This window comes from Aurantibacter crassamenti (assembly GCF_016811105.1).
Taxonomy (GTDB): Bacteria; Bacteroidota; Bacteroidia; order Flavobacteriales; family Flavobacteriaceae; genus Aurantibacter_A; species Aurantibacter_A crassamenti.
Genome location: NZ_JAFBGM010000002.1, coordinates 368,053 through 381,721, shown reverse-complemented (window position 1 = coordinate 381,721; position 13,669 = coordinate 368,053). Strand labels below are relative to the sequence as shown.

The 13,669-nt window shown below is 34.5% G+C and carries 13 protein-coding genes; 1 reads left to right on the top strand and 12 read right to left on the bottom strand.

The window, feature by feature from the left end; genetic code table 11:
* Positions 1-36 precede the first annotated feature (36 nt).
* The 11 genes from ribB to nhaC all read right to left on the bottom strand — a co-directional run bounded on the left by ribB (position 37) and on the right by nhaC (position 11,795).
* The gene (gene ribB, locus JQC67_RS14235; RefSeq protein WP_203253588.1) at positions 37-1,179 is read right to left on the bottom strand and encodes a 3,4-dihydroxy-2-butanone-4-phosphate synthase; all 1,143 of its coding nucleotides are present in this window, start codon (positions 1,177-1,179) and stop codon (positions 37-39) included.
* Positions 1,176-2,621: an LptF/LptG family permease gene (locus tag JQC67_RS14230; RefSeq protein ID WP_238934800.1), complete on the bottom strand. Its 1,446-nt coding sequence runs from the start codon at positions 2,619-2,621 to the stop codon at positions 1,176-1,178. Before JQC67_RS14230 ends, ribB begins: the two co-directional genes overlap by 4 nt.
* Before the next feature lie 109 nt (positions 2,622-2,730).
* Positions 2,731-3,372: a LolA family protein gene (locus JQC67_RS14225; protein ID WP_203253586.1), complete on the bottom strand. Its 642-nt coding sequence runs from the start codon at positions 3,370-3,372 to the stop codon at positions 2,731-2,733.
* Between the two features lie 10 nt (positions 3,373-3,382).
* A complete protein-coding gene (locus tag JQC67_RS14220) occupies positions 3,383-5,764 on the bottom strand; it encodes an FtsK/SpoIIIE family DNA translocase (RefSeq protein WP_203253585.1) in 2,382 nt (793 codons plus the stop codon).
* Positions 5,765-5,859: 95 nt separating this feature from the next.
* On the bottom strand, positions 5,860-7,800 hold the full coding sequence (locus JQC67_RS14215) for an LTA synthase family protein (protein WP_203253584.1): 1,941 nt from the start codon (positions 7,798-7,800) through the stop codon (positions 5,860-5,862).
* A 37-nt stretch (positions 7,801-7,837) separates the two neighbouring features.
* On the bottom strand, positions 7,838-8,203 hold the full coding sequence (locus tag JQC67_RS14210) for a diacylglycerol kinase (RefSeq protein WP_203253583.1): 366 nt from the start codon (positions 8,201-8,203) through the stop codon (positions 7,838-7,840).
* Positions 8,196-8,702 carry a thiol peroxidase gene (tpx, locus tag JQC67_RS14205; protein ID WP_203253582.1) on the bottom strand — a complete coding sequence of 169 codons (507 nt, stop codon included), beginning with the start codon at positions 8,700-8,702 and terminating at the stop codon, positions 8,196-8,198. The genes JQC67_RS14210 and tpx overlap by 8 nt, the downstream gene beginning before the upstream one ends.
* Before the next feature lie 122 nt (positions 8,703-8,824).
* Entirely contained in the window at positions 8,825-9,082 is a 258-nt protein-coding gene (locus JQC67_RS14200; RefSeq protein ID WP_203253581.1) for a DUF6952 family protein, read from the bottom strand.
* Complete coding sequence (locus JQC67_RS14195; RefSeq protein ID WP_203253580.1) at positions 9,063-9,377, bottom strand: thioredoxin family protein; 315 nt, start codon at positions 9,375-9,377, stop codon at positions 9,063-9,065. The genes JQC67_RS14200 and JQC67_RS14195 overlap by 20 nt, the downstream gene beginning before the upstream one ends.
* A gap of 63 nt (positions 9,378-9,440) precedes the next feature.
* Complete coding sequence (locus JQC67_RS14190) at positions 9,441-10,085, bottom strand: peroxiredoxin (protein ID WP_203253579.1); 645 nt, start codon at positions 10,083-10,085, stop codon at positions 9,441-9,443.
* 240 nt (positions 10,086-10,325) lie between these two features.
* Entirely contained in the window at positions 10,326-11,795 is a 1,470-nt protein-coding gene (nhaC, locus tag JQC67_RS14185; RefSeq protein ID WP_203253578.1) for a Na+/H+ antiporter NhaC, read from the bottom strand.
* A 132-nt stretch (positions 11,796-11,927) separates the two neighbouring features.
* On the opposite strand from nhaC, the gene lpdA reads away from it, so the two are divergent.
* Positions 11,928-13,328: a dihydrolipoyl dehydrogenase gene (gene lpdA, locus JQC67_RS14180; RefSeq protein WP_203253577.1), complete on the top strand. Its 1,401-nt coding sequence runs from the start codon at positions 11,928-11,930 to the stop codon at positions 13,326-13,328.
* A gap of 53 nt (positions 13,329-13,381) precedes the next feature.
* Here the strand turns inward: lpdA and JQC67_RS14175 are convergent, their stop codons facing one another.
* On the bottom strand, positions 13,382-13,612 hold the full coding sequence (locus JQC67_RS14175) for a CDGSH iron-sulfur domain-containing protein (protein ID WP_203253576.1): 231 nt from the start codon (positions 13,610-13,612) through the stop codon (positions 13,382-13,384).
* Positions 13,613-13,669 lie beyond the last annotated feature (57 nt).

Genomic DNA, 13,669 nt, shown 5'->3' with positions numbered 1-13,669 from the left:
GTAATGCAGTTAAACCCTGTATTAAACAGTTACTTCTTAATAAGAAACATATTCTACAATTTCAAGGCCATAGCCTACCATACCAACTCTTTTAACTTGTGAGGAATTGCTAAGTAACTTGATTTTTGAAATATTTAAATCATGCAATATTTGAGCACCTACGCCGAAATCTTTAGCATCCATATCAATTTTAGGAGCTTTAAAAATGCCTTTTTCCTGTAAATCTTTTAGTTCAGATAATCGGTTTAAAAGATTTAATGATTTTGGTTCTTGATTTATGAATACAAAAGCACCTTTATCTGCCTTATTAATTGCCGAAAACATTGCTTCAAGCTGCTCATCTGGGTTGTTTGTGAGCGTACCTAAAATATCATTATTGATTAAGGTAGAATTTATACGTGTTAACACTTCTTCGTTTTTATCCCATGTGCCTTTAGTAAGTGCAATATGTACTTGGTCATTCGTAGTTTGTTTATAGGCACGTAATCTGAAATCACCAAATCGGGTGGTGATATTAAAATCTTCTTTTTTCTCAATAAGACTATCATGCTCCATTCTGTAAGCAATCAAATCTTCAATAGAAACAATCTTAAGATTTAGTTTTTCAGCAACTTTCATCAATTGTGGTAATCGAGCCATGCTACCATCTTCGTTCATTATTTCAACAATAATGCCAGCAGGTTTGAGGCCAGCAAGCCTTGCGAAATCAATGGCAGCTTCTGTATGACCAGTTCTTCGCAATACTCCACCTTCTTTTGCAACTAGCGGAAAGATATGACCTGGTCTGGCCAAATCATGTGGTTTGGTGTCATTATTTACAAGCGCCAATACTGTTTTAGCGCGATCAGATGCCGAAATTCCAGTAGTTACACCTTGACCACGTAAATCTACAGAAACTGTAAAGGCGGTCTCTAATGGATCTGAATTATGCGTAACCATCATTGGTAAACCTAATTCTTTACATCTACCTTCTGTTAAAGGCGCACATATGAGTCCTTTACCACTAGTAGCCATAAAATTTATAAGCTGTGGTGTTACCAATTCTGCCGCAGCAATAAAATCACCTTCATTTTCACGATTTTCATCATCTACTACAATTATTACTTCGCCATTTTTAACAGCCTCAATAGCAGATTCAATGGTGTCTAGCTTTATTTTTTTAACGGTACTTGTACTCATGCGTTTTCTATTTCTTTCTTCTTTCGAAACAATTTTTTAAAATAATCAATGGCGTTTCCAAAGTTCATCATTCCTTTATCGGCTGTGGCTCTTTTAGTTAGAAAAATACCTAAAGGCAACATTATCATTGTAGATAACCAGGCCCCTAATATAGGGTGAATATTACTCTTCTTAGCGTAATTCTCGGCAAAAACACCCAGAAAATAATAGACCAGAAACAGCAATACTGCAATCACTAAGGGTAAACCAATACCTCCTTTTCTAATAATGGCGCCCAAAGGTGCACCAACAAAAAAGAGAATAATACATGATAATGCTAAAGCAAATTTCTTATGTAAAGAGAGTATATGCCTATTATAGATTTCATATCTTTTATCAAGCTCTTCTTTTTTACCTTTAATTGAAGAGATAACATTGGTAATATTGTTTTTTGCAGAAGTGTATAATTGTATTTGTTGCCACTCATTAAAAAGCCCAATAACGTTTGCTGTTGTTTTAATTGAATCGGCAATGACCTTAACTAAATCATCGGGTTGTCGCAACAGATTGGTAGAATCTGCTTTAATTAACTTTTCGTTCAAGTTGATTTTAACGGTATCTTTTTTTATGAACGGAAATGCGCCTGCTCTATGACTGATGTTTTTTGAAAAAGCACGTACAATTTTTAAATTATCATTTCTTAGTGAATCGATATCTTTGGTTAATCGACCAACACTTTTCATCTTATCCGTACTAATTCCACCTTCAGCCTCTAAATCTTCACCACCTAATTCTGGGGCTTCAATATTCATTCTGTAAATTTCGAATTCGGTTTTTAGAAATGGATGTTTTAATTTGTCTCTACTATCTTTTACCTCTACATCTTCATAATGATTACCATCTCGCAATACCAATTGTATAACTTCAGAATCTTCACTACTGATCAATTCACCAGTTTTTGCTTTGATAACTGTCTTATTTATTTGTGTGGCCGTTTTTTGATGAATAATAACATTATTTAAAAACCGATCTTTTTCGCCGTGTTTACTATCGACTTTAATGCTCATGCCCTCAAAATCACTAAAAACACCTTCTTCTATTGCTGCGGCGGGTTTTACCTTAGCAATATTTCTTCTCATGTTGTAGATTTTTTGTTCTGAAGCAGGTATTACGCTATTTGCAAAATAGAATGTTACGCCACCTAAGAATGTTACAAAAACAATGAGACTAAGCATTGAACGTTGCAAAGAGATACCTGAAGCTTTCATGGCAGCAAATTCATAGTTCTCTGCAAAACTTCCGAACGTTAAAATGGAGGATAGTAATACTGTAAGCGGAAGTACCTTTTCAGTAAGACTTGGCATCATGTAGAGAAAAAACTTGCTTATAATAGCAATGTCAAGTCCTTTTCCGGCAAAATCATCAATGAAAAGCCATATCGCCTGAAAGATGAAAATAAACATCAATATGACGAATGAGCTAAAAAAATTATAGAGAAACCTCGATAGAATGTATTGGTCTAGAATTCGCAATTTACCAGGGTTAGATTAAGAACTCAAGACAAGTTCAATACTAGTTTTTAATGATGTAATATCCATCTGCTTCGTACTTGCCTTCGTCAAAGGTAAATAAGGTTTCTGACAATGGCAGATTCGTTTTAAAAGAATTAACAGTTATAGTGGTTTTGGTGCCATTTTTACCAGTCATTATCAATTTTTGAATATGTTTGGTTTCAACATCAATGCCCAATAATTGCGATTCTATTTCAGAATTGGTATCAATCGGAGTGAGTTTTATGAATTGAATTTTTCGACCTTGTACATTTTGCTCAATATCCCATGAATAGGTTTGACCTTGTTTGTAAAATGTAAGTAGCTCTGAAGGGGAGAAGGCATTTGGGTCATCAGATTTGTCTTCAATGGTTACTTCTTCATTTTCTGGAACAACGGTATATACTTTTGCTCCGTCATAAAGTTGTTTTGCACCAAAAAAGTTGGCAACATATTTTTCACCCTTCAAAGTAACATCACCACGTGTTTCTTGGTTGATATCAGCCTCGGCGTTGTTCAGCGTATATTTGAAATCTACAGCTATATTATCATAGCTTTTTACCTTGTTATAGACTTCATCAAGTAAGGTTTTAGCTTTACCAGCATTTTGTGCTGATGCTATTGTTGAAATCGTAATAAGTATTAAAAATAAAAATTTCTTCATTTTTATTGATTTATTCGTTCTTTAACATTTCATCAAGGGCAATTAAATCTGATACATAGACTTGTCTTGCCTTACTTCCTTCAAATGGACCTACTATTCCGGCTGCTTCGAGTTGGTCGATAATTCTACCCGCTCGGTTATAGCCTAATTTCAATTTTCTTTGTATTAATGATGCTGAACCTTGTTGTGCAGTAACAATAACTACTGCTGCGTCTTTAAACATAGCATCACGATCAGCTTTATCATACTCAAGACTCGTGCCAGAGTCTTCACCAACATACTCAGGTAATTCATGTGCATGCGGATAAGCTCTCTGAGATCCAATAAATTCAGTAATTTTCGCAACTTCTGGTGTGTCAACAAATGCACACTGTATACGCGTTACATCATTGCCTTGTGTAAATAACATGTCACCCCGCCCAATCAATTGATCTGCACCTTGTGCATCTAAAATAGTTCTAGAGTCAATTTTTGAAGCTACCCTAAACGCAATACGTGCAGGGAAGTTAGCTTTGATAATACCTGTAATTACATTTACTGATGGTCTTTGTGTGGCAATAATCAAGTGAATACCAATAGCTCTCGCTAATTGTGCTAAACGGGCTACTGGAGTTTCTACTTCTTTACCAGCAGTCATAATTAAATCTGCAAACTCATCAATTACAACAACTATATAAGGTAAAAACTTATGCCCGTCATTCGGATTAAGCTTTCTGGACTTAAACTTAACATTGTATTCTTTAATGTTTCGAACCATTGCTGTTTTAAGCAGTTCGTACCGATTATCCATTTCTATACAAAGTGAATTCAAAGTATGAATTACTTTGGTGTTATCTGTGATTATTGCTTCTGCAGAATCTGGAAGTTTCGCCAAGAAATGACGCTCAATTTTATTGTAAAGGGTTAATTCTACTTTTTTAGGATCGACAAGAATAAATTTAACCTCAGCCGGATGCTTTTTATACAAGAGTGAAGTTAAAACAGCATTCAATCCTACAGATTTACCTTGCCCAGTAGCACCTGCCATTAGCATGTGTGGCATTTTAGCTAAATCGACAACAAAAGTCTCATTACTAATTGTTTTACCAAAGGCTATTGGTAATTCCATTTCAGCTTTTTGAAATTTGCTTGCTGCAATTACTGAACGCATTGATACAACAGTGGCATTTTTGTTTGGTACTTCTATGCCAATTGTTCCTTTACCTGGTATTGGTGCTATAATACGTATACCCAATGCTGCTAGTGAAAGTGCAATATCGTCTTCTAAATTTTTAATCTTCGAAATACGTACACCAGCCTCTGGTACAATTTCATAAAGTGTAACCGTAGGCCCTATGGTTGCCTTTATTTGAGCAATTCCAATTTTATAATTACGAAGCGTTTCAACAATTTTTATTTTGTTTTCTTCAAGCTCTTCTTGATTTATAGTAATACTACCTGAAACGCCATGCTGTTCTAATAAATCAATGGTAGGAAATTTGTAGTTACCTAATTCTAAGGTTGGGTCAAATTCACCAAAATCTTCAACTAGCTTATCCGCTATATTATCAGTTTCTTCTTGTTCAACAATAACCTTTGTTACCTCCATATCAAGAACTTCCTCCTCTTCAACCGGGGTAACTATAGGCATCTCAAGATCTAAGTCTTCCTCAATTTTTGGAATATCTTTTTTGTGGGTATAGGTGTCGACAATTATTGGTTCAATCTTTTCAGGAGTTAGTAATATCTCGTCACTAGCGTCTTCAATCTCACTTTCTGATTTCGGTGTTTTCTTAAATTCAGAAGCAATTGATTTGCTTTTACTGTTTATATAGTTACCGATGCCCTCTGGTGAAAATTTAAAAAGACGAACCATGATAAATACTAATCCAAATAACAATAAAAGAATAACTCCAATTTTGCCAGTATAATCTTGTAGAAAATCATTCATTTCATAGCCTACCATGCCGCCTAGTAATGGACGTTCTATTGCAAAGAAACCGAGACCAATTGAAATCCATATCATGAAAACTAAGCCCCATATCCATTTTTTCCAAAGTCCTTTTTTCTCTAGACTTAAAAATAAATAGAGTCCTGAAACACATAACAATCCAATAAGAATAAAAGATGCTAAACCAAAACCTTTGTACATCACAAAGTGACTTATACTTGCACCAAACTTTCTAAGTAGATTTTCAGCTTCAGCGTTACGGTCGCCAAATTGATTCAGTAGGCTTTGATCAAATTGCCATGTGAAATAAAACGACGCGAAACTAAAGAATAACGCAATGCTAAGTAGAATTAAGAGGCTACCTAGAATGATTTGATTCTGTTTCGAAGGCTTTAATGAAATCTTTTTCTTGGGGGCGGAAGTACTCTTGGTTTTTCTTCTGACCGTCTTCTTTTTTGCCATTAATTCAGGTTGTATTCGTCACAAAAGTACAAATAACCTTTGTTTTAAGATATTTTATATCAAGTGCTTTTTTGTCAATTTTATTTAAGAACGAATTATTGAGATCCAGTTGATTCTTCTGCACTCAAGTGACCATCGATAATACGGTTCATATAATCTTGTTCAAAACCACGTGCCATTTGTTCAATTTGTTGCATATTTTCTGTGGGTTCTGATTTTAAATTGTTTGTTAAACCTTTATCGCTTATATCATAAAAACCAAGCGTATTATCATTTGTAAACACACCAATAAGGCTGTCACGCATAAACATCATATTAGAGCCATTATGTGTAATTGCATACGGTTTTTGAATGCTGTCACTAACTAAACTTCTTCCCCAACTTCTGAAAGGTTTGTTATAACCTGTGAGATCCATTAAAGTCGGAAATATATCTATCTGCATGGCTAAATCATTATTTGAACCAAGTAAATCTCCTTTAGGAGAATAGAATAATATAGGTACTGCAAATCGATTTACCATTTTTAAATATTCGTCATAATAAATCTGGTTGGTGTGATCTGCTGTAATTACAAAAATCGTATTCTCATACCACGATTCTTTTGCTGCAGCTTCAAAAAATGTTTTCAAAGCATGATCAGTATAACCAATACACTTATGCATAGCTACATGCCCTTCAGGAAATTTACCTTCATATTTTTCAGGAATAATATATGGTGTATGAGAGGTGACTGTGAAAACAGTGCCCATAAATGGTTCTTGTTTTTTTGATAATTCCTCGTTTACATAGCCTAGAAAGGGTTCATCCCAAATACCCCAAATTCCGTCATAATCAGCATCATTATTGTATTCGGTTTTTCCATAATAATGATCAAAACCTAAAATATTGGCATAGCCAGAAAATCCCATGGATCCGTTGGGTGCACCATGAAAAAATGAGGTGTCATACCCCATTTCATTGAGGTTTGAAATCAAAGATTGCGTTTTTTGCGTAGCATAAGGTGAAGAAGTATATGCTGTTTTAAATGAAGGAATGCCTGCTAAAATGGAAGACATTGCATGAATTGATTTTCTACCATTGGTATATGCATTGGTAAAAATAAGACTGTGTTGCGCTAACGAGTCGATGAATGGCGTATACCCAACATAATTTTCAATACCCATTTCTTTATTGAAACTACCAACGTATTCTCTACTAACACTTTCTAAAATAATTAATACAATGTTAGGCTTTTGGCTAACCTCACGGGGGTACTCTTTAATAGGATGAAAGGCTTTTTGAATTATGGCTTCAGAAATGCCGCTTTTTTTCTCAAAATTATTATTACCAAAGGTTCTGATGATGCTAAAGGGAGTGTTTAATACAATATTGGCATGTTCGGGCATTTCTACATGTCTACTTGCATCAATTAATGTGATGGGCCGTGTACTATGTTTAAAATCGCCACGAATTCCGCCTATAATGAGCACGCCAATAAGTAGAAAAGCAAAAATTGAAAAAGAAAAGTATCTGGCGCTATTATAATCTTGTTGTTTGACTATCTGTACACGCTTATATAATTTTATCCATAGAAAAGTACATATACCGAAGAGTAGAAATATGTGCCAATAATCGCCTACAAATGAAAATAGTAAACCTGACTTATTAGGTTCATTGTTTATTGATTCTAATGAAGCTACCGAAGCTCGCGCAAAAGTGAATCGATAATATGCAAAATCAATAAAATTTGTGGCGAAGGCTATTAAATTTGGAAAGAAATAAACCCAAAAAAGTAATTTCTGAAATTTTGGTAACGTATTGATAATTAGCGGTAATACGCTAAGAAGTATAAAGAGAAGATTGGTGTAAAGTATTGCCGTTGTATCAAAAGTTAAACCTAATACACACAATTTTAAAAAACTGCCAATAGAATCTATTGCTACTAAATCTTGATTATAAATGTAAAATAAAATTCGCGCTATGAAATAGAAGAAATAGGCTAACAATAGGCGATAGGCCAAAATCTTATATTCGTTTATGCGAAAAGATTTATCCATAATTGATTACTGTCAAAAAAGGTGATTTAAAATAACCTTAAACTATCTTAGGAAGGTAGATTATTAAACCTACTATAACGGCGCCTATAGAAACTAGCATTACGGCTCCGGCAGAAACATCTTTGATAAATCCGATTTTTGAATTAAAATCAGGGTGTATGAAATCGCAGATTTTTTCAATTGCAGTGTTGGCACCTTCAACACCCATAACCATGGCAATTGCAAGCACCTGAAGTATCCATTCTATCCTTGATATTTCAAAATAAAATCCAAGTGCGGTCATAACAATTGCAAGAAACAATTGAATCTTTATACTTGCTTCTGTACGAATCAAAAGTAGTGCGCCTCGCATAGCGAAGCCCACACTTTTAATTCTATTTACTGCAAATGATTCTTTAGGCATTATTCAGTGCGTTGATTGCAGCAGCATAATCAGGTTCATCAACAGTTTCAGCAACTTGTTGCGAATGAATTACAGTACCACTTTCATCTAAAACTACTATTGCTCTAGAGTGCAACGCTTGTAACGGACCATCAACAAATTCAACATTATAGGCTTTACCAAAGTTACCGTCTCTAAAATCAGATAGTAGCTCTACTTTATCAATTCCTTCAGCTCCGCAAAAACGAGCTTGAGCAAATGGTAAATCTTTTGATATACAAAGTACTATTGTATTATCTAGAGCGGCTGCTTGTTCATTGAATTTTCTAACAGATGTAGCACAGGTACCTGTATCAACACTTGGAAAAATATTCAAAACGACTTTTTTACCTGAATAATCAGCTAATGATGCAGTTGATAAATCATTTTTTGTTAATGAAAAATTAGGAGCACTGCTACCTGAAGTAGGTAATTCGCCTATGGTATTAATTGTATTACCCTTTAGTGTTACTGAAGCCATTTATGTGGATTTTAATTTTTTGTGAAATTAAAAAATATTAAGGGAATCTAAGGTCTTCTTAAAAATAAAAGCCCAGCTTAAAATGCTAGGCTTAATTCTATCAATATAAATGTTGATAATTTCTATTTATCAATAGCACCCATTACACGTTGCATGAAATCATTGAGGGCTTCCTTTTTAGGTTTCCCTTCCTTTACAGATTTATGAACTTCCAAGGCTCCATACATATTTGAAATAAGCTCACCAATTACATCAAGTTCTTCATCTTTAAGCGAACTTAGCTCAGTAAGATCTTCTAAAGTTTCTATGGTTTCAACTAAATAATCTTCATCGTTATTTTCAATGAAATTAGTTAAATGCTTAATTACTGGTAACTTCATGTATCAGTTCTTTTAAAACGTCATATTTATTGGTTTGCACCTGATTCTTTAATTCTCCTTTAGTAAAAGCAGCAAAAGTAGGCAGGTTGTCTACATTAGCCATTTTTCTAGACTCTGGAAATTTCTCGGCATCTACAAGTACAAAAGTAATAGCCTCATTTATGGATGCTTCTTTCTTGAATTTCGGTTTCATTATTCTGCAATTTCCGCACCAACCTGCAGAATATTGAACAACTACATTGTTGTGCTTTGAAACGATTTCTTGTAAATTATCTTGTTCTAGTTCTAATACCATTTTTTGCTATTATATAGAATTGTCACCAGCAATAAACTGGTGACAATTACTAGTTGTTTCAATTTAATTTTGGTGTTCTGCTAAGTAGTTAGCAACTCCATTTCTGTCAGCTGTCATTGCTTCTTTACCTTCTTCCCAGTTGGCAGGGCAAACTTCACCTTTAACTTGAACATGCGTATATGCATCAACCAAACGAATAAACTCGTTTACATTTCTGCCTAAGGGCATGTGATTTACACCTTCATGAAAAACGGTTCCTTCTTCATCAATAAGGTATGTAGCTCTATAGGTTACATTATCGCCTTCTACTTCAACTACACCAGTTTCTTCATTATAATTTTCCTCAGAAATATCTAAGATGCCTAATGTAGTAGCCAAATTTCTATTGCTATCAGCTAATAGGGGGTACGTAACACCTTCAATACCGCCATTATCTTTTTCAGTATTTAACCATGCGAAATGAACTTCAGCAGTATCACAAGAAGCACCGATAACAACCGTGTTTCTTTTTTCAAACTCACCTAAAGCTGCTTGAAAAGCATGTAATTCAGTTGGACAAACAAAAGTGAAATCTTTTGGGTACCAAAAAAGCAATACTTTTTTCTTGTTTTTTTGAGCCTCTTCTAACACATTTAATTTAAAAGTGTCACCTAACTCGTTCATTGCGTTTACTGCTAAATTTGGAAATTTTTTACCTACGATACTCATGTATAATAATTTATTGAATGTTAATTTCTAAGCACAAAATTATTTGATTCTGTTCTTAAATTATAGCATTTGCATTCAAAAAATCGATGGGTTGATAAGGTTTTTAGATGCTTACTAGAAGTTGTTTAATTATTGTAAAATTCGCAAAAATGAAGATCGTTTTATATCGAATTTTTAAAATAACACAAGAATTTTAAGAGGAACGAAATTGATGCAATTATTTGAAATATCGAATAAATTTTATTTTGAAATTTTTGATACTAACATGCGGATTTTAATATTAAAAGCAGCAAAAAGAAGGGTCATTATAGGGCTTAGCCAGTTAAAAATAGCGTAAATAAAATATTCACCCACTCCTACACCAAGTACGCTTGATTGATATGCTCCACAGGTATTCCATGGAATTAGCACTGAAGTTACTGTGCCTGAATCTTCTAAAGTTCTACTTAAGTTTTCAGGTGCCAAGCCTTTATCTGCATATGCTTTTTTAAACATTTTACCCGGTATAACTAATGCTAAGTATTGATCACTTGCAATTATGTTTAGACCTAAACAACTTAGCACTGTACTGGCAAAAAGTCCAAAAACAGTTGTAGCTACTGCTAAAAGAGCTTTAGTGATTTTTGATAAGGCACCAATACCGTCCATAATGCCACCAAATACCATGGCGCAACAAATGAGATAGATTGTCCATAACATGCCTGCCATGCCGCCAGAACTGAAAAGTTCATTTAACTTTAAATTGTCTGTTGTAATTTGAATATCCGTAAAAATCGCATTCATCAAGGTTGTGATTTCTGAGTCAGAATGTTGCATCAATATTTCGGTTTGAAAAATCATAGCAAATACAGCAGCTAAACCCACACCAACGCCTAATGCAATCAACGGTTTTGTTTTGAATAAAATTAATATGATAACAAGAGTTGGTACAATGAAGAGATACGGAGTGATATTAAAAGTAGTATCAATTGTAGCAAGTAAGTCGTTCACGTTAGCTGTTCCTGTTGTAGGTATGTTCATACTTAAGATTGTAAAAACTATTAGCGTGATGATAATAGAAGGTACAGTAGTGATTGTCATATAACGTATGTGCGTAAATAAATCAGTGCCTGCCATTGCTGGTGCAAGATTTGTAGTGTCGCTTAATGGTGACATTTTATCTCCAAAATAGGCCCCTGAAATTACAGCGCCAGCAATCATGCCAGGGGGTATGCCTAATGCTGTACCTATTCCAACTAGTGCTATTCCTACTGTTGCAGAGGTTGTCCATGAACTTCCTGTTGCAATAGATATGAGGGCAGCAATTATAACCGATGCAGGTAAAAATATTGAGGGACTTAAAACTTTCAATCCGTAATAAACCATGGCAGGTATTATACCACTAACAAGCCAAGTGCCTGCTAATGCACCTACTAAAAACAAAATCATGATGGGTAGAAAAACGCTTCTTAAGTTTTCCCATATTTCAGAAAGCATTGTTTGAATTTTCACTTTATTAAAAAAGCCAACAATTGCTGCGATAGCACCTCCGAATAATAAAATATATTGATTTGAATACTCACCTAAAACTTCTCCGCCTGCATAGAAAATATTATAAGCTAGCATTAGCATTAAAAACACAACCGGAATAAAAGCTTCCCAAATATTTAATTCTTTGTTTTCAACGATATGTTCATCTTCACGATGTTCTGAAAATTCTTGTTCACTCATATTTAAATGCAGTCTCTTCGTGTAATATTACGATTTTGGCCTTTTGCATGCAAACTTGTAATAGAATTGCGTTAGTACTTTAATAATGCCGTAAATAATAGTAATTTTGAAGTTCAATTAAAATACCAAATTATGAGTCAATACGATGTGGCCATTATCGGTTCTGGTCCAGGAGGTTATGTAGCAGCAATACGATGTGCACAATTAGGAATGAAAACTGCAATAATTGAAAAATATTCAACTTTAGGTGGCACCTGTTTAAATGTAGGGTGTATACCATCAAAGGCAATGCTAGATTCATCACATCATTATGAAGATGCGGTAAAGCATTTTGAAGATCATGGTATTGAGGTTTCTGGTGAAATTAAAGTGAACTTAGAAAAAATGATTGGCAGAAAACAAGCTGTTGTTGATCAAACTTGTTCTGGCGTTAAGTTCTTGATGGATAAAAATAAGATTGACGTTTATGAAGGTGTTGGTAGCTTTAAAGATGCTACACACATTGAAATAAAAGGTGCAAAAACAGAAACTATTGAAGCTAAGAATACCATTATAGCTACTGGTAGTAAGCCTTCAACCTTACCATTTATTAAAATAGATAAAGAACGAATTATAACTTCAACTGAAGCTTTAGAATTGAAAGAAATTCCGAAGCACATGATTGTTATTGGTGGTGGTGTAATAGGTTTAGAACTTGGTCAAGTATACAAAAGATTGGGTGCTGAAGTTACTGTAGTTGAATATATGGATCGCATTATTCCAACTATGGATGCCTCGCTTTCTAAAGAATTAATGAAAGTGTTGAAAAAACAAAAAGTGAAATTTGCACTTTCTCATAAAGTAAAATCTGTGGAGCGTAAGGGCAACGAGATTATAGTTAAGGCGGATGACAAAAAAGGACAAGAAGTTGAGTTTAAAGGCGATTATTGCCTGGTTTCCGTTGGTAGAAGACCGTATACTGATGGATTAAATGCTGAAGCTGCTGGAGTTAAAATTGACGAAAGAGGAAAAATTGAAGTTAATGATCATTTGCAAACGTCAGCTTCTAATATATATGCTATTGGTGATGTGATTAAAGGTGCGATGTTAGCGCATAAAGCTGAAGAAGAAGGAACTTTTGTTGCAGAAACATTAGCTGGACAAAAACCACATATCGATTACAATTTGATTCCTGGTGTAGTTTATACTTGGCCAGAGGTTGCAGCAGTTGGTAAAACTGAAGAAGAATTGAAAGAAGCTGGAGTGGAGTATAAAACAGGACAATTTCCGATGCGTGCTTTAGGACGTTCTCGTGCTAGTATGGATCTTGATGGTTTTGTGAAAATATTAGCTGATAAGAATACAGACGAGATTCTTGGATTTCATATGATAGGTGCAAGAGCTGCTGATTTAGTTGCGGAGGCCGTAGTAGCTATGGAATATCGAGCGAGTGCAGAAGATGTTTCTCGTATGTCTCATGCGCATCCAACATTTGCGGAAGCGATTAAAGAAGCTGCATTAGCTGCTACTGATGATAGAGCTTTGCATGTGTAGTAATACAAAAACACGTTCATAAAAAAAGGCTGTCTTTAAAAGACAGCCTTTTTTTAGTTTTTATGTGTCCCATCGCAATAGGGTGGGTTGCTGGTAAGTTTACAAGTGCATAAATGTGCTTTTTTGTCTTGTTCAACTTCAAATCGCATAGGTGGTGTTGCATTTTTACCTCTATGTGCTCCGTTACAAAAAGGTTGTGTTTCGCTATGGCCACAAGTACACCATGAATATTTTTTACCCGCTTCTAAATCGCACGCAATTGGTGCAAACTTTGTATCACTCATTTATTTTTTATCTAGTATGAAGGTTAAAAGTAGATTAAACTTTTTAAATCTCTTTTA